The 16,157-nt window shown below is 72.6% G+C and carries 13 protein-coding genes; 8 read left to right on the forward strand and 5 right to left on the reverse strand.

What is annotated here, in order from left to right:
* Positions 1-3: 3 nt before the first annotated feature.
* A complete protein-coding gene (locus ACIQU6_RS04140) occupies positions 4-876 on the reverse strand; it encodes a DUF4184 family protein (protein WP_403480067.1) in 873 nt (290 codons plus the stop codon).
* 180 nt (positions 877-1,056) lie between these two features.
* On the opposite strand from ACIQU6_RS04140, the gene ACIQU6_RS04145 reads away from it, so the two are divergent.
* The 3 genes from ACIQU6_RS04145 (at position 1,057) to ACIQU6_RS04155 (ending at position 4,222) form a co-directional block, all read left to right on the forward strand.
* A complete protein-coding gene (locus tag ACIQU6_RS04145) occupies positions 1,057-2,874 on the forward strand; it encodes a lytic transglycosylase (RefSeq protein ID WP_403480068.1) in 1,818 nt (605 codons plus the stop codon).
* A gap of 147 nt (positions 2,875-3,021) precedes the next feature.
* Positions 3,022-3,156, forward strand: coding sequence for an SPW_0924 family protein (locus ACIQU6_RS04150; protein WP_274916229.1), 135 nt, complete (start codon positions 3,022-3,024; stop codon positions 3,154-3,156).
* A gap of 73 nt (positions 3,157-3,229) precedes the next feature.
* Positions 3,230-4,222, forward strand: a complete 993-nt coding sequence (locus ACIQU6_RS04155; RefSeq protein ID WP_403480069.1) for a DUF3068 domain-containing protein — start codon at positions 3,230-3,232, stop codon at positions 4,220-4,222.
* 219 nt (positions 4,223-4,441) lie between these two features.
* Here ACIQU6_RS04155 and hrpB read toward each other — a convergent pair whose 3' ends face one another.
* Positions 4,442-7,027, reverse strand: a complete 2,586-nt coding sequence (hrpB, locus tag ACIQU6_RS04160; RefSeq protein ID WP_403480070.1) for an ATP-dependent helicase HrpB — start codon at positions 7,025-7,027, stop codon at positions 4,442-4,444.
* 67 nt (positions 7,028-7,094) lie between these two features.
* Positions 7,095-8,042 carry a class I SAM-dependent methyltransferase gene (locus ACIQU6_RS04165; RefSeq protein ID WP_403480071.1) on the reverse strand — a complete coding sequence of 316 codons (948 nt, stop codon included), beginning with the start codon at positions 8,040-8,042 and terminating at the stop codon, positions 7,095-7,097.
* Positions 8,043-8,287: 245 nt separating this feature from the next.
* On the opposite strand from ACIQU6_RS04165, the gene rpsA reads away from it, so the two are divergent.
* From rpsA to ACIQU6_RS04190, 5 genes are all read left to right on the forward strand, one after another.
* Positions 8,288-9,799, forward strand: coding sequence for a 30S ribosomal protein S1 (rpsA, locus tag ACIQU6_RS04170; RefSeq protein WP_016575406.1), 1,512 nt, complete (start codon positions 8,288-8,290; stop codon positions 9,797-9,799).
* Between the two features lie 470 nt (positions 9,800-10,269).
* Positions 10,270-11,223, forward strand: a complete 954-nt coding sequence (locus tag ACIQU6_RS04175; protein ID WP_403480072.1) for a proteasome assembly chaperone family protein — start codon at positions 10,270-10,272, stop codon at positions 11,221-11,223.
* A 346-nt stretch (positions 11,224-11,569) separates the two neighbouring features.
* Positions 11,570-12,160, forward strand: coding sequence for a dephospho-CoA kinase (coaE, locus tag ACIQU6_RS04180; protein ID WP_403480073.1), 591 nt, complete (start codon positions 11,570-11,572; stop codon positions 12,158-12,160).
* 23 nt (positions 12,161-12,183) lie between these two features.
* Positions 12,184-12,630, forward strand: a complete 447-nt coding sequence (locus ACIQU6_RS04185; RefSeq protein WP_403480074.1) for a cupin domain-containing protein — start codon at positions 12,184-12,186, stop codon at positions 12,628-12,630.
* Positions 12,631-12,989: 359 nt separating this feature from the next.
* Positions 12,990-13,400, forward strand: coding sequence for a tetratricopeptide repeat protein (locus ACIQU6_RS04190; protein ID WP_403480075.1), 411 nt, complete (start codon positions 12,990-12,992; stop codon positions 13,398-13,400).
* A 125-nt stretch (positions 13,401-13,525) separates the two neighbouring features.
* Here the strand turns inward: ACIQU6_RS04190 and ACIQU6_RS04195 are convergent, their stop codons facing one another.
* Together ACIQU6_RS04195 and ACIQU6_RS04200 are read right to left on the reverse strand one after the other, a co-directional pair.
* Positions 13,526-13,831 carry a DUF6343 family protein gene (locus ACIQU6_RS04195; protein ID WP_403480076.1) on the reverse strand — a complete coding sequence of 102 codons (306 nt, stop codon included), beginning with the start codon at positions 13,829-13,831 and terminating at the stop codon, positions 13,526-13,528.
* A 335-nt stretch (positions 13,832-14,166) separates the two neighbouring features.
* A complete protein-coding gene (locus tag ACIQU6_RS04200; RefSeq protein WP_403480077.1) occupies positions 14,167-15,753 on the reverse strand; it encodes a UvrD-helicase domain-containing protein in 1,587 nt (528 codons plus the stop codon).
* Between the last annotated feature and the right edge of the window lie 404 nt (positions 15,754-16,157).

Genomic DNA, 16,157 nt, shown 5'->3' on the forward strand with positions numbered 1-16,157 from the left:
CGCTCAGGCGGTCCCGGCCTCGGCGTGGCCGTTCGCCGCGGCCGGGGTGCGTCGCGTCCTGCGGCGGCCCAGGAGCCGGGTCCCCGCCGCGCTGACCAGCAGCCCGGGTACGAGCCCGGCGCCCGCCCCGAAGAGCAGGTCCGGCAGATAGTCGAACCACCCCACGGTGGCCCCGTGGACGGCGTAGGCCCGCAGGGTGCGGTAGCCGGCGCCGAGCAGCACGCCCAGGGCGATCGGGGTGGCGAGCAACAGCCGTGCCCGGACGGGCAGTTCGGGAGCGGTGGGGGCGGCGCCGGCGGGCCCGGCCGCGGGGCCCTCCCGTAGCGCGGCGTGGAGGAACCAGCCGAGTGCCGGCAACGCCAGCGCGGAGGTGGCGTACTGGAGGTACATGGCCAACGGCCGGTCGCCCAGCACCGTGTTGAGCGCGGGCAGCAGGTGGCTGCCCCAGCGTCCGGGGTGGGTGAAGGCGTCCCAGACCACGTGGGTCACCGCGCCGAGCACCGCCGAGGCGTAGAACCAGCCCGCCAGTGCGGCCCGTTCGCGGGTGGTGCGCGCTCGCCGGGGCCGGCCGCGGGCGAACGCCCCGACCCGTTCCCGCCCGGCCGGCGGCAGCAGCGCCGGCAGTGGCTCGCGCACCCACCGCCAGCCGGCGACCAGCACCGCGGTGAGCAGCGCGTCCACGGTCAGCACGCCGGGCAGGGAGTGGGTGACCGTGCCGAAGGCCATGCCGCCCGGGATCACGGTGTCCGCGTAGTACGTCACGTCGGGGGCGAACGAGCCGGCGACCAGGGCGGAGGCGATCAGGGGACCGCGGGCCGTACCGGTGCGGCGGATGAGCGGGAGCACGGCGGCGGCATGGCTCAGTGTGAACGGCATCTGGCCCTCCTTGATCGATTCGGATCATTATGTGGCCGAGGGGAGTGGTGGCTGTGCGGCCCGAGTTGTCGTAATGTCGCCGGAGTTGAGGTACGGGGAGCGCGGTACGACGACGCGCGTGGGATGCCGGGCACCGGCAACAGGTACGCACGCGGTTGGTCGACGGAGGGGACACCAGGTATGGCAGCCACATTCCGGCGGCGACTCCAAAGAGGAGTGGCCTCCACGGCCGTGGCAGCGGCGGCGCTGGCCGCGCTGACCGCCTCGCAGGCGCCCGGTGCCGCGGAGCATCCGACGGCCCACGCGGTGCGCCCCCCGGCGCCGCCCGCCGACAACCCCATCGACGGCGGCTCGCCTTACTACACCGATCTGCCGCCGCTCAACAGCCCCGTCCCACCGAACGGTTCCGGCCACCACGGCGGCCCCGAAAGTGGCGTGCACGGCCCCTCCCAAGCGGGCATTCCGGCCACCGTGCTGGCCGCCTACAAGGAGGCCGAGGCCCGGCTGCGCGTCTCCCAACCGGGCTGCCACCTGCCCTGGCAACTGCTCGCCGGGATCGGCGAGGTGGAGTCCGGCCACGCCCGCGGCGGCGCGGTGGACGCCGAGGGCACCACCCTCCGGCCGATCCTCGGCCCGGTGCTCGACGGCAACGGCTTCGCCCTGATACCCGACACCGACGGCGGCCGCTACGACGGCGACCCGGTCCACGACCGGGCCGTCGGTCCGATGCAGTTCATCCCCTCCACCTGGGCGGACTGGGGCGCCGACGGCAACGGCGACGGCATCAAGGACCCCAACAACGTCTACGACGCCACCCTCGCCGCCGGCCGCTACCTCTGCGCCGACAGCCGCGACCTGTCCGACCAGACCGACCTGGACCGGGCCGTCCTCGGCTACAACGACTCCACCGCATACCTGCGGACGGTGCTGTCCTGGTACGCGTTCTACCGGAAGGGCACGTTCGAGGTACCGGACGGCAAGGGCGCGCTCCCCGTACGGCGCGGTGGCGGCACCACATCCACCGGGAAGCCGAGCCACGGTGGCGCCGCGACGGGCACGCACCCGGGGAAGCCCGCCGGACCGGCCGGCCAGCAGCAGCCCAACACGCCCTCGCCGCCCGGTGGTTCGTCCGGCAACGGCACCTCCGGGCCCTCGCACGACGGCGGTACTCCCACGCCGTCCCCGAAGCCCACCCCGGGCGACCCGAAGCCCGCGCCGACCCCGACCCCGACGCCCACCCCGAAGCCGCCGCCCGCCAAGCCCGCCCCGCTCACCGCCCTCGAACCGGCCGGCGACCAGGGCGGCAAGGACCTCACGGCCACCGCCGGCACCGACTTCACCACCCCCGTGCGGGTCCGCGCCAAGGACGCCCACGGCAGGCCGGTGGCCGGCGCCGCGATCCGCTTCACCCTCACCGGCACCACCGGGACCAGCTTCCCCGGCGGCGCCACCGAGGTCACCGTCAAAACCGGCAAGGACGGTCTGGCCACCGCCCCGACGCTGCACGCCGGCGACACCCCGGGCGCGCTCACCGTCCGCGCCACCGCCGTCGGCCGCACCGTGCCGCCCGTCGACGCCAGGGGCACCGTCACGGCGAAGCCCGCCCCGAAGGCCGACGGGCTGGCCCGGACCTCCGACCGGCCGCTGACGGTGGCGGCCGGCAGCCCCTACGCCGACGACGCGGTCCAACTCAAGGCGACCTACCGGGGCAAGGCCGCACCCGGCGTCGCGGTCACCGCCACCATGGTCACCGACGACCCCGAGAAGCCTGTCGAGAACGACCGCGGCCCCTACTTCAAGGATCCCAAGGCCACCGGCGCCGCCAAGGACAAGCCGGTCCGCACCCTCACCGGCCTCACCACCGACGCCGACGGCCTGCTCACCCTCCCGAAGATCTACACCGACGGCCACCCGGGCACCTTCCGGCTCCAGTTGACCACCGCCGACGGCGTCGCGTTGACCGTCACCCTCACCGTGACGGCGCCCGCCGCCCCCTGACCGCCGGGCCCCGCCCACACCGCCACCGCCGTCCCGCCCGTACACCCGGGCAGGGGCGGCGGTGCCACGTGTTCTCATCTTCGCCGCCCGTTGCTACCGTGCCCCCGCCCTGACGCTGCATCAGCCCAGTTCTCCGGGAGGACGGCCATGCGCGCCCTGACAGCAGCCGCGATCGGCCTGGCCGCCGCGCTCGCCCTGGTCTTCACGATCACCGCGATCGGTGCCCCCGAAGGCCACACCTCCCCCAAGCCGCTGCTGACCACCGTGCCCGCACGCCCCTGAAGGGAGGGTCGCCACCGCCATGCGCCGAACTCCGCCCGGTACCGGGACGCATCCGCCGAGGCCGCAGAGGGGGATGCGCCGCACCGCGAGCCTCGTCCTGCTCGGGCTCGCCGCCTTCTTCACCGCCCTGTCCCCCCTGATGCGGTGGTACGCCTTCCCCCGCCTCGCCAAGATCCCGCCCAGCCAGTACCAGGCCATGGTCCTGGAGGCCAGGCCCGCCACCCTCCTCGACTACGGCACCATGAAGGCCCGGCAGGTCCCCGAGGTCACCATCGTGCAGACCCTCAAGGGCAACGTCGACGAGGCCCACCGCGTCGCACGGGCCGTCGGCCGCGACGTCGTCGTCTGGGACGCGCTGTCCTATGTGGCCGGCCCCGACGGCAAGATGGTCTCCGAGATCCCCGAGCGCTACGTCTTCGACGCCCACTCCCAGGAGCCCGTGCACGCCGCGGGGGAGATGGTCGACGGCGACCCCGTGCGCCGCTCGGGCATCGAGTACAAGTGGCCGTTCCTCACCGAGAAGCGCGACTACGCCTACTTCGACCCGCAGACCCGCACCTCCGCCCCCATCCACTACAAGGGGACCCGCACCTTCCACGGCCTGGAGGTCTACTACTTCGAGCAGACCATCCCCTGGACCAGGGTCCCGCTGCCCAAGAAGATGCCGGTCAAGGGCATCACCCCGCAGGCCGTCGAGAAGATGGGCACCACCCGCTGGTACTCCACCACGCGGATGTTCTGGGTCGACCCGGTCACCGGCGCCCCCGTCAACGGCGAGGAGATCCACAAGGAGGAGCTGCGCGGCGGCCAACTCCTGCCCGGCGGCGGCAAGGTCACCGCCTTCGCCGGCCATGTGAAGATGCGCGCCGACTACGTCGACTCCACCGTCGCCCTGGTCTCCGCGCAGCGCACCCTCGTCCTGCTGCTCACCAGCTATCTGCCCTGGGGTTTCCTGGCCCTCGGCGCCGCCCTCCTCGCCGCCGGCCTGCTCCTCGAAGCCCGCGCGCGGCGGCCCCGCACGGGCCCGGCGGCGTCGGGCGGGGGCATTGTCAGTGGCGGTCCGTAACGTGGAGACATGACGCTGACCAACCGCCCCCTCACGCTGACGAACTGCCCCGCGACCCCGACGAACCGCCCCATGGCGCCGACGAGTCGACTGACGGTCCGGTCGACGAGTCGCCAAACCGCCGTATCCGTAAGGGAGGTGACGCGCCCCGCCGTCCCGGAGGGAGTTCGCCCGCGGGCCCGTGCGCCCCGCGGCGGGCCCGCCCCGCCGGGCGGGGGCTCACCCCCGCCGCAGCCGGGCCGTGGTGTGCCGGGTCGGCTCGGCCGTCGAAGGGTCCTCCGGCCAGGGGTGCTTGGGGTAGCGGCCGCGCAGCTCCGCCCGCACGGCCCGGTAGCCGTCCCGCCAGAAGGAGGCCAGATCCGCGGTGACCGCGGCCGGCCGCCCCGCCGGCGACAGCAGATGCACCAGCACCGGCACCCGCCCGCCCGCCACCCGCGGCGACTCCCGCAGTCCGAACAACTCCTGGAGTTTCACGGCCAGTACGGGCTGCCCGCCGCCGTAGTCCACGCGCACCCGGGAGCCACTGGGCACCTCGATCCGCTCCGGTGCCAGCTCCTCGAAGCGCACCGCCTCGCCGGTCGCCCACGGCAGCAGCCGGGTCAGTGCCTGCCCCGCGTCGATCCGCGCCAGATCGGCCCGCCGCCGGGCCCGCCCCAACTCCGGCCCCAGCCAGTCCTCGACGCGCTCCAGCAGCGCCGCGTCCGACACCTCCGGCCACGGCGCCCCCAACTCCCGGTGCAGAAAGGCCATCCGCTCCCGCACCGCGGCCGCCCCCGGCGTCCACCGCAGCAGTCCGAGCCCCTCCCGCCGCAGCCCGTCGACGACCGCGTCCCGCAGCAGCCCGGGATCCGGCGCGGACAGCGGCCGGGCCGTCAGCTCGACGGCGCCCAGCCGGCTCACCCGCCGGGCCACCACCTCCCCGTCCGCCCAGCGCACCTCCTCCCCGGAGGAGTACAGCGCCCCGGCCGCGGCGCGGGCGGTCGCCTCGTCGATCACGGCCGCGAGCCGGATCCGGGCGGACGCCGCCGCGAGGGGCCGGTCCGCCACCGCGACCGCCAACCAGGCCGCGTCCCGCAGCCGCGACCCGTCGCCGGCCCGGCCCCCGGAGGCCGCCCCGGCCAGCTCGGCGCCGGTCCCGGACGCCATCAGATAGCTGCCGGCGCCGCGCGCCCTGGCCACCCGCTCTGGGAAGGCCAGCGCCGCGATCAGCCCGGCCGCCGCGTCCTCCGGCATCGCACCGGCCGCCGGCCGTTCGGCGGGCTCCCGCCCCGGCTCCCCGGCCGCCGCCGCGAGCCGCCGCGCCTCCTGCCGCCACCGCCCGGCGTAGGCGTCGCCGCCCCGCCGCGCGGTGCGCCAGGCCGCCGCCAGGTCGTCCCCGTAGGACCGCGGGGGCTCCTCGCTCAGCAGCGCCACCACCTCCGCGGCGCGCCGCGCCCCGACCTCCGGCGCACCGTCCAACAGGGCGCGGGCCAGCCGTGGATGGAGCCCGAGCCGCGCCATCCGTACGCCCCGCTCGGTGGCCCGCCCGGCCTCGTCCACCGCGCCGATCGCGGTCAGCACCTCGCGGGCCGCGGCCAGTGCCCCGGCCGGCGGGGCGTCGAGCAGCGCCAGCCCGCTCGCGGACGGATCGCCCCAGCAGGCCACCTGGAGGGCGAACGCGGTCAGATCCGCGACCCTGATCTCCGGGTCGGGGAAACGCGGCAGTCGTCCGTCCTCCCCTTCCGCCCAGCAGCGGTAGGCCACCCCGGGCCCCTGCCGGCCGGCCCGCCCGGCCCGCTGCCGCGCCGCCGCCCGCGAGGCCCGCACGGTCGTCAGCGCGCTCAGCCCCCGCGCATGGTCCATCCGCGGCACCCGCGCCAGCCCGCCGTCCACCACGACCCGCACCCCCGGCACGGTCAGGCTGGACTCCGCCACCGCCGTCGCCAGCACCACCCGCCGCCGACCGTCCCCGCCGGCCAGCACCGCGTCCTGCACCTCGGCCGGTGCCCGCCCGTGCACCTGCAGCACCTCGGCGTCCACACCGTCCAACTGCCCAGCGACCCGGGCGATTTCCCCGACCCCGGGCAGGAAGCACAGCACATCGCCGTCCCGCTCCCTCAGGGCCCGGCGGACCACGGCGGCGACGTGCGCCAGCAGCGCCGGGTCCACCCGCATCCCGTGCGCCGGCGCGACCGGCCGCTCCGGCGGCGCCCACACGGTCTCCACGGGGTACGAGACCCCCTCCGCCGTCACCACCGGAGCCGGCTCGTCGGCGCCGCCCAACAGCCGCGCCCAGCCCTCCGCGTCCGTCGTCGCCGAGGCCGCCAGCAGGTGCAACTCCGGCCGCAGCGCGGCCCGTACGTCCAACAGGAAGGCCGCGCAGGTATCGGCGTCCAGGTGCCGTTCGTGGCACTCGTCCAGCACCACGACGTCCACCCCGGCCAGCTCCGGATCGCGCTGCAACCGCTGCAACAGCACCCCGGTGGTCACCACCTCCACCGCGGTACGGGGCCCGACCCGCCGCTCCCCGCGCACCGTGAAGCCGACGCTGTCGCCCACCCGCTCGCCCAGCAGCCAGGCCATCCGCCGGGCCGCCGCACGGGCCGCGATCCGCCGCGGCTCGGCGACCACCACCCGCCGCCGCGGCCCCGCGCCGAGCAGCCCGGCGAGCTCCAGCGGCACCAGGGTCGTCTTGCCGGTGCCCGGCGGCGCGCACAGCACCGCGGCACCGGCGGTGTCCAGGGCGCTGCGCAGCGCGGGCAGCGCGCTGCGGACGGGCAGTTCGGCGAGGGCCGCACCGGCGGCCGGGGAAGGGGTGAGGCTCACCGCTCCAGTCTGCCGCCCGGACACCACGCGCCGGCCGCCCGCCCCGAAGAGATCGACTCCCGGAGTGCTACGCCCCGTCCACCTCGCACACGAAGATCGCCGTCCCCGGGATCAGATGCCCCCGCAGCGGCGACCAGCCGCCCCACTCCTGGGTGTTCCATTCCGGCCATTCCGGTTCGACGAGATCCACCAGCCGGAAACCGGCCGCCACCACGTCCCGCACCCGGTCACCCACCGTCCGGTGGTGCTCCACGTACACCGCGCGCCCGTTCTCGTCCTGCTCGACGTACGGCGTGCGGTCGAAGTAGGAGGCCGCCACCGACAGGCCCTCCGGCCCCGGCTCGTCGGGGAACGCCCAGCGGATCGGGTGCGTCACCGAGAAGACGAACCGCCCGCCCGGCCGCAGCACCCGCCGGACCTCGCGCAGCACGTGCACCGGATCGGCGACGAACGGCAGCGCCCCGTAGGCGGAACAGGCCAGGTCGAAACTGCCGTCGCGGAACGGCAGCGCGCCCGCGTCCGCCTCCACCAACTCGACCGCGTCGCCGGCGTCGTCGTTGATCCGCAGCGCGTGCTGGAGCTGCCGGTGGGAGAGGTCCAGCGCCACCGGCAGCGCCCCCTGAGTCGCCAGCCAACGGGAGCACTGGGCCGCACCGGCCCCGATCTCCAGGACGCGCCGCCCCTTCAGCTCCGCGGCCGGCCCCAGCAGCGCGGCGTCCGCCTCGTCGAGCCCCTCCGGACCCCAGACGAACCGGTCGTCCCCGAGGAAGGAGCCGTGCTCCTGCTGATAGTCGTCCGCATTGCGGTCCCACCAGCCACGGTTGGCCCGGCTGCTCTCGGTGTCCGAGGCGTCACGTCGGGTCGCCTCCGGCTCGTGGTCTTGGTTCATCGCGCCCGTCGTCGTAGTCTTCGCACTGCTTGTCGCAGCGGGGGGCTGCGAGGTCCTACGACCTCGCGGAACATCGCGTGTGCCGGGTATGGAGCGTTCTGTCCCAGGTGTGCGCCTTTCGCGCATTGACCCTGTCCGGCTGCCCCCGTATGCTACAAGTTGCGCTGCGGGCCTGCGTGCCTCGGACGGAGCAGGCCGCGCTCGCATCTGTATGAATGTCCCCTCGGTTTTGAGGCGTTTCGGGTAGCTCCGGTTTGCGGGGCCTCCGGAGGATGCGCCTTAGACGCTGTCCGGTCTGATGCAGAGGCGATACGGGCTCTCGGCGTAGCAGTACCTACGACTTCAATGTCCGTACCGGAGCCCTTTCCCACATGACGAGCAGCACCGAGACCACCGCCACCACCCCGCAGGTTGCGGTCAACGACATCGGTAACGAGGAAGCATTCCTCGCCGCGATCGACGAGACGATCAAGTACTTCAACGACGGCGACATCGTCGACGGCGTCATCGTGAAGGTCGACCGGGACGAGGTCCTGCTCGACATCGGTTACAAGACCGAAGGCGTCATCCCGAGCCGTGAGCTCTCGATCAAGCACGACGTCGACCCCAACGAGGTCGTTGCGGTCGGCGACGAGATCGAGGCGCTTGTTCTCCAGAAGGAGGACAAGGAAGGCCGCCTGATCCTCTCGAAGAAGCGCGCCCAGTACGAGCGTGCCTGGGGCACCATCGAGAAGATCAAGGAAGAGGACGGGATCGTCACCGGTACCGTCATCGAGGTCGTCAAGGGTGGTCTCATCCTCGACATCGGCCTCCGCGGCTTCCTCCCGGCCTCCCTGGTCGAGATGCGTCGTGTCCGCGACCTCCAGCCCTACGTGGGCAAGGAGCTCGAGGCCAAGATCATCGAGCTGGACAAGAACCGCAACAACGTGGTCCTGTCCCGCCGTGCCTGGCTGGAGCAGACCCAGAGCGAGGTCCGTCAGACCTTCCTCACCACCCTCCAGAAGGGTCAGGTGCGCTCCGGCGTCGTCTCCTCCATCGTCAACTTCGGTGCCTTCGTGGACCTGGGCGGCGTCGACGGTCTCGTCCACGTCTCCGAGCTGTCCTGGAAGCACATCGACCACCCCTCCGAGGTCGTCGAGGTCGGCCAGGAGGTCACGGTCGAGGTCCTGGACGTCGACATGGACCGCGAGCGCGTCTCCCTGTCGCTCAAGGCGACCCAGGAAGACCCGTGGCAGCAGTTCGCCCGCACCCACCAGATCGGCCAGGTCGTGCCCGGCAAGGTCACGAAGCTGGTGCCGTTCGGTGCGTTCGTCCGCGTGGACGAGGGCATCGAGGGTCTGGTCCACATCTCCGAGCTGGCCGAGCGCCACGTGGAGATCCCGGAGCAGGTCGTCCAGGTCAACGACGAGATCTTCGTCAAGGTCATCGACATCGACCTGGAGCGCCGCCGCATCAGCCTCTCGCTGAAGCAGGCCAACGAGTCCTTCGGCGCCGACCCGTCGGCGGTCGAGTTCGACCCGACCCTGTACGGCATGGCCGCGTCCTACGACGACCAGGGCAACTACATCTACCCCGAGGGCTTCGACCCCGAGACCAACGACTGGCTCGAGGGCTACGAGACGCAGCGCGAGGCCTGGGAGAACCAGTACGCCGAGGCTCAGCAGCGCTTCGAGCAGCACCAGGCCCAGGTCATCAAGTCCCGCGAGGCCGACGAGCAGGCTGCGGCCGAGGGCGCTGCCGCTCCGGCGGCCGGCGGCCAGGGCGGCGGCGGCAACGTCTCCGGTGGCTCGTACTCCTCGGAGTCGGCGGACAACTCCGGCGCCCTGGCGTCGGACGAGGCCCTCGCCGCGCTCCGCGAGAAGCTGGCCGGCGGCCAGAGCTGAACGGTTCCACCGTCAGCGCTAGCCGGTTGAGGTAGCTGAAGACGCAAGGCCCGCTCCCTTCGGGGGCGGGCCTTCGTCGTGTGTGGAGGCTTCGCTGAGAACTGCTGAGCCCGCTGGGATCGGGCCGGTTGGCGGGGGCGAGAGACCGTGTGGTGTGGTGTCGTAGCTCCGACCCGGGGGCGGGTGGTGGCTGCTGGGTGAGGGTGGCACGTGGGGGCGCGGCGGCGTGTGCCTCTTGTGGTCGTAAGGTCCCGTTCAGGCGGAGCCCGTGAGCCGCCGCTCGCGGTGCGCATGGTCATGACGGTGCCGGCGCGGGCGATGAGGGGGCGGGTGCGACTCAACTTCCGTGCCAGATGTGGCCCTTGTCCGGGAGGCGACCTGGTTCATTGATGTGCACGGGGTGTGGGGACGGGAATGCCGGGGCCCTTCCGGGACGTTCTTGCTTACGGACACGAGGAGGAGCGGTCACTGTGTTGGATCCCCAGGGTTTGTACGAATGGGAGCCGAGTGGGCTCGCGGCGGTCGAGGCGTTCACGGCCAGGGACTCCGCCGGCCTGGTGCTGCTCTACCACTTCGACGGCTACATCGACGCCGGTGAGACCGGCGACCAGATCGTGGAGCGGTTGCTCGACGGCCTGTCGCACCGCGTCGTGGCCCGTTTCGACCACGACCGGCTGGTGGACTACCGTGCGCGCCGCCCGCTGCTCACCTTCGAACGGCACCGCTGGACCGCTTACGAGACCCCGAGCATCGAACTCCACCTGGTCGAGGACGCCACCGGGGCGCCCTTCCTGCTGTTGTCCGGGCCCGAACCGGACGTGGAGTGGGAGCGGTTCGCCGCGGCGGTCCGGCAGATGGTGGAGCGGCTCGGCGTCCGGCTGTCGGTCAACTTCCACGGCATCCCGATGGGCGTCCCGCACACCCGCCCCGTGGGTCTCACCCCGCACGGCAACCGCACGGACCTGATCCCGGGGCACGGCAGCTTCTTCGACGAGGCCCAGGTGCCTGGTAGCGCCGAGGCACTGGTCGAGTTCCGGCTCGCCGAGGCGGGGCACGACGTGCTGGGCGTCGCGGCGCACGTGCCGCACTACATCGCCCGGTCCGCGTACCCGGACGCCGCGCTCACCGCCCTGGAGGCGGTCACGGCTGCCACCGGCCTGGTGTTGCCGAACGCCGCGCATGCGCTGCGCACGGAGGCGCTGCGGACGCAGGAGGAGATCGAACGGCAGATCTCGGAGGGCGATGAGGAGTTGATCGCCCTGGTGAGTGGCCTTGAGCACCAGTACGACGCGGTGGCCGGGGCGGAGTCCCGGGGCAACCTCGTCGCCGAACCGCTCGAACTCCCGTCGGCCGACGAGATCGGCCGGGAATTCGAGCGCTTCCTGGCGGAGCGCGAGGCGGAGGGCGGCGGAGGCGCCCTCTGAGGCCGGCCAGCGGGCCAGCGGCCAGCGGCTGAGTGCCTAGCGGGGCAGGCCCACATGGTTGATCGTCGGCTCGACTTCGCCTGCGCGTAGAGGAGTTGTGCCGTACGGGGCTGCTCCGACTGGTGGGGGTCCTGACGGGGCGGCATCACCTGCGTGAGGGCGCCGTCCGGTGAATGGTGGGCGGTGGCGGAGTCCAGCCTGACCGTGTCGGGGGTGCGGGTCGTGGTGAGCGGCTGGGGTGGATTCCCCTTCGTCGGTGTGGTGGCCGGGAGTTGAGGACCGGTTGGGGTACGGGACACCGCTGCCCGGGCGTCCCGCCGCGGGGCGGGGCGTATAGCGTGGGGTCATGGTGAAGGTGGGGCTGACCGGCGGGATCGGTGCCGGCAAGAGTGAGGTGTCACGGTTGCTGGCGTCGTACGGCGCGGTGATCGTGGACGCGGACAAGATCGCCCGCGAGGTCGTCGAGCCCGGTACGCCCGGACTCGCCGCGGTGGTCGAGGAGTTCGGGGCGGATGTCCTCGCGCCGGACGGCACCCTGGACCGGCCGAAGCTGGGCGCGCTGGTCTTCGCCGACCAGGAGAAGCTCAAGGCGCTCAACGCGATCGTGCACCCCCTGGTGGGCGCGCGGTCGGCCGAACTCGAAGCGTCGGCGGGCCCGGACGCCGTGGTGATCCACGACGTGCCGCTCCTGACGGAGAACGGCCTGGCACCGCTCTACGACCTGGTGGTGGTCGTCGACGCGACACCGCAGACCCAACTGGACCGGCTGGTGCGGCTGCGCGGGATGGCGGAGGACGACGCTGCGCAGCGGATGGCGGCGCAGGCCACCCGCGAGCAACGGCTCGCCATCGCCGACCTGGTGATTGACAACGACGGCCCGCTGGAGGCGTTGGAACCCCAGGTCCGCGCGGTGTGGGAGCGGCTGCGCGGGGCCTGAGCCCGGGCGGTAGCCTCACCGCCATGACAACCACCGATCTTGCCCCCAAGTCCCCTGCCCCGGAGCCCGGTTCCACCACCGGGGCGTCCGGCTCGGCCGCTGACTCCGGTGACGTCGCTCCCGCGTCGTTCGTCGTCAACATCCCCGGGCTCGCCGACGCCGAGCTGGAGCCGGAGCCCCTCGCCCCCGAACAGATCGTCTCCGGCGACCCGGTGGTGACCGGGAAGGTGCTCTGGGAGTCCCCGGACGGCCGCCAGATCCGCGGCATCTGGCAGATCACGCCGGGCGTGGTGACGGACGCTGAGGCGAACGAGCTGTTCGTGGTCGTCAGCGGACGCGCCACCATCGAGGTCGAGGGCGGCCAGGTCCTGGAGGTGGGACCGGGGGACGCCTGCGTCCTGCGCGAGGGCGACCGGACGCGATGGACCGTGCACGAGACGCTGCGCAAGGCGTACCACATCAGCCTCTAGCCGCGCGGCGGGCACATCGGAATCAGTGTCGGTGTCCGTTTCGGTGTCGGAGTGAGCGTCGGCGTCGGTGTGAGGTGCTGACGTCGGGGTGGGACGCACTGCCATCCACGAGTCCCGGTGCCGACGGACCCCGTTGCCCGTGGGCCTCGGCGTCAACGGGTACCACCACCGCCGACGGGTCCCGGCTTCGGCCGGGAGCGACCGCCGGTCGGGAATGCGGCAACGCATCCGGGTGTTGACGACCTCGTTGTCGCACCGCACAGGGCGGTCGCACCACACTGAGCGGATGTGCACCGCACATCGCCGTACGGAGTAGGCCGGTTACGGCCTGCCCCGACGACACCGGAAGGAGTCGGCCCGTGCCCGAGCGCAGCCCCGAGACACACGTCATCGACTACCGTGCTGCGGAGCAACTGCTGGACGCCCGTGACCCGCGTGGCGCGATCCGGCTGCTGGATTCGGTGATCAGCGCACACCCGGAGAACACCGCCGCGCGGCTGCTGCGTGCCCGTGCCTTCTTCCTCTCCGCCCAACTCCGCCCCGCGGAGCTGGAGTTCCAGATCGTGCTGGAGCGCGAACCGGACAATGCCTTCGCCCACTTCGCACTGGGCCGCACCCTGGAGCGTGCCAGCCGTCCCGACGAGGCGCTGCGGCACTTCCGCCTGGCAGCAGCACTCGAACCGCGCCCGGAATTCATCGAGGCCGCCCGCTTCGCGCCGGACCGCGGCAACGGTGGCCGTGCGACTGGCCCGGAGAACGGCGCCCCGTAGTTCGGGCCACCTTCAGTGCGTCGTAGCTGCCGCCGGAGCGCCATCTGGCCTGTCGACCGGCGGCGGCTGCGGTCGCGATCTGCTGCTACGGCCTGCCGTCGCGGCCCTACGGTCACGATCTGGGGTCACGGTCTGGAGTCGCGTCGCCGACCAGTGGTGTCGCGTGTCTGGTTGCGGCCGTGGTCCGGCGCATAGGGCGGTATGTGCCTGCCCGGCTGGTAGTGCGGTCCCTGGTGGATGTGCCGGATCACCAGGGCCAGATCGGTGGCGGCCAGCGCGGCCAGCGCGGCGCAGGCCGCCGCCCACTGCGGCCGGCCGGCCATCACGAAGGCCACGGCGCCGGCGATGGCCCACAGCAGCCCCCACAGGGCCAGCCCGAATCGCATCCTCAACGGGCTGCGCGCATGTAGCGGCTCATCTCCCGAACGCATCACACCCATCTCCTACCTCCAGCATCCTCCTGCTCGATTCGTCCGTCACGTGTCGGGCTTCTCCTTTCTGCGTGATCGTCGTTGCCTGAGCTCTTCTCCCGGCTCCTGCGCTCATCTCCTGACCCTCCGGACGTTTGTCTCCTGTCCTCCCTAGAGGCTTGCCTTCGGTTCGGCGTACTGGTCTGCTCGGTTTTCGTCGCGGTGTCGCGGTGTCGCGGTGTCGTGTTGTCGGGGTCTCGGGTCTTGCGTTCTCGTGCGGGGTGTTCCGTCCTGTCCCGGCTGGGTGGCGTGTGTAGTGGTGGGTGGCTTTCGGGATCGGGCCCGGCCCTCGGTGGTCATTGGCTTTGGTTCTTGAGCCTTTCGGCGTTGGGGCCCTGGCGGGGCATTGCGGAGGCGGGGCGGGCCTTAGATGTGTGGGTTCGGGCGGGGGTTACCGCCGTCGGGCTGAGGGCGCCGGCCGGGTGGGTGTTAATCCACGACAGCCCGCCGATGTCGAGCTGCGACCGGGCGCGGGTCACCGCGACATAGGCCAAGCGGGCCTCGTCGAGGTCGATCGGGCCGGGCAGGGGTGTGCCGTCCTCGTCGCGCTCGTCGAGATCATCAGGGCCGGTGAAGTCGTCCGCGATGCGCACGCTGGACCACTCGCGGCCCTTGGCGCGGTGGGCCGTGGACACCGTCACCTCGGCGGACTCCTCGGGCCAGAGCCGGTCCAGGGCGCGCAGTACCGCGTCCGAGCCGTGTTCGTCGATCAGCTCCACCAGGGGCAGCAGGTCGCGTCCGGCCGGATCGAATTCCGCGTACTCGCGGAGCTCGGACCAGGTCTCGAAGAGCATCAGCTCGGGATGCGCGGTGCGCCGGCCCGATGCCAGGTCGTGCGCGGCGCGGGCCAGCGCGGTCAGCGGCTCCCCGCCACCGGCGAGTGCGACCCGGCGGTTCGCCTCCAACTGCCGTATCACCTCGACCATGGCGCCCACGTTCGTCCGGCACAGGATCGCCTCGGGGACCGGGACGCGGCACAGCTCGGACTTCAGACAGGGGGACCCGGTGAGCCGGAGGGGCGTGCCGACGATCGTCAGCCACCGGTTGGCCTCGTTCGCCAGGGCCGGGCCGAAGCGGAAGGAACGGGAGAGGCTGAGGTGGGTGCCGTCGAAGCCGGTCATCACGTCGCGGGCGCCACGCCAGCCGTAGATGGCCTGTGCGGAGTCTCCGACCAGCACGAGCTGCGCGTGGTCCCGCTGTGTGGTGAGGACCTGCTCGACGACCGGGTTGGTGTCCTGTGCCTCGTCGAGGAGGAGGAAGTCGGTGGGGATGAGGGGGTCGCTCAATGCCCACATCTTGAGGTAGTGGTCGTGCTCGAAGCGGACCACGCCCTGGTCCGGGTCCTGTAGATCGGCCCATGCCTTGCGGGCGAACGGCAGGACCAAGGTGGCGAGTTGGGCGTGCAGTGGCTCGGACTCGGCGCCGCGCAGTGGTGGGACGTGATGGTGTGCGAGCTCCTTGTCGGCGGAGTGGCAGAAGCGGGTGACGGTGCGCAGCACCGTGTAGGACAGGGCTTTGTTGTTGACCTTGCGCGGGCCGATGCGTAAGGACAGGCCGTCCTCGATTCCGAGGGCGGCGCCCGTGCGCCAGCCTGCTTGGCGTGGGGCGTTCAGGCGCGCTTGGTAGTGCCGGCCGACGGCGGTGTACGCGAGGGCGTGTGCGGTTCTGCAGGACACCTCGGAGGGGAAGGTGCTGGCCGCGTGGCGTGCGACGGCGCGGTTGAAGGCGATGTAGCGGCCGCTGCGGCGTTGGCGTCGGGCGGTGTGGGCCAGCATTGCGAGAGTCGTCGTCTTTCCGGTGCCGGCGCCGGCCTGGATGACGAGGTGAGCGCCGGTGGGGAAGGCTTCGGCCGCGGCGGCCTGCTCGGGAGTGGGGGTGTGCATGAGGGCTCCTTCGACGGTCGTGGATCGCCGTGTGGTGTGGTGAGTTGCTGTTGTGCCGTCGCGCGGCGGTGTTGGTGCGCGACTGGGGGTTCCGTGTGTCGCGGCGAGTGATTACGTCACTGAATGTAATCGACTTGATGCGGGAGCGGGCGGTCCGCGTCCAGCCTGTGGATAACTTCGGTGTGGGTGGCTTTCGGAGCGGCTCGTCATGCGTTGCCGGCGGCTCTCTGTGCTGGTCAGGGCGTGTGCGGCCGGGCGGTCTCGAAAGGGATGCGGCGCGCCGTGCGTGCTGTGCGCGGGGCGAGGGGCCGCCGATTGTCAGTGCGGTCTGCTTTCCTCGACATCACGCAGGCGGCGCGCGGATGTCACGCAGAGCTGCGGTGCGGGACGTGGCGGGAAGGCAC

Source organism: Streptomyces sp. NPDC090442 (assembly GCF_044769405.1).
Taxonomy (GTDB): Bacteria; Actinomycetota; Actinomycetes; order Streptomycetales; family Streptomycetaceae; genus Streptomyces.

Bases quoted from the DNA above. Each gene is read 5' to 3' on its own strand.
- rpsA (WP_016575406.1), top strand. From the start codon at position 8,288: ATGACGAGCAGCACCGAGACCACCGCCACCACCCCGCAGGTTGCGGTC.
- ACIQU6_RS04200 (WP_403480077.1), bottom strand. From the start codon at position 15,753: ATGCACACCCCCACTCCCGAGCAGGCCGCCGCGGCCGAAGCCTTCCCC.
- ACIQU6_RS04185 (WP_403480074.1), top strand. From the start codon at position 12,184: ATGACAACCACCGATCTTGCCCCCAAGTCCCCTGCCCCGGAGCCCGGT.
- coaE (WP_403480073.1), top strand. From the start codon at position 11,570: ATGGTGAAGGTGGGGCTGACCGGCGGGATCGGTGCCGGCAAGAGTGAG.
- ACIQU6_RS04165 (WP_403480071.1), bottom strand. From the start codon at position 8,042: ATGCGCGAAAGGCGCACACCTGGGACAGAACGCTCCATACCCGGCACA.
- ACIQU6_RS04150 (WP_274916229.1), top strand. From the start codon at position 3,022: ATGCGCGCCCTGACAGCAGCCGCGATCGGCCTGGCCGCCGCGCTCGCC.
- ACIQU6_RS04195 (WP_403480076.1), bottom strand. From the start codon at position 13,831: ATGCGTTCGGGAGATGAGCCGCTACATGCGCGCAGCCCGTTGAGGATG.
- ACIQU6_RS04140 (WP_403480067.1), bottom strand. From the start codon at position 876: ATGCCGTTCACACTGAGCCATGCCGCCGCCGTGCTCCCGCTCATCCGC.
- ACIQU6_RS04155 (WP_403480069.1), top strand. From the start codon at position 3,230: ATGCGCCGCACCGCGAGCCTCGTCCTGCTCGGGCTCGCCGCCTTCTTC.
- ACIQU6_RS04145 (WP_403480068.1), top strand. From the start codon at position 1,057: ATGGCAGCCACATTCCGGCGGCGACTCCAAAGAGGAGTGGCCTCCACG.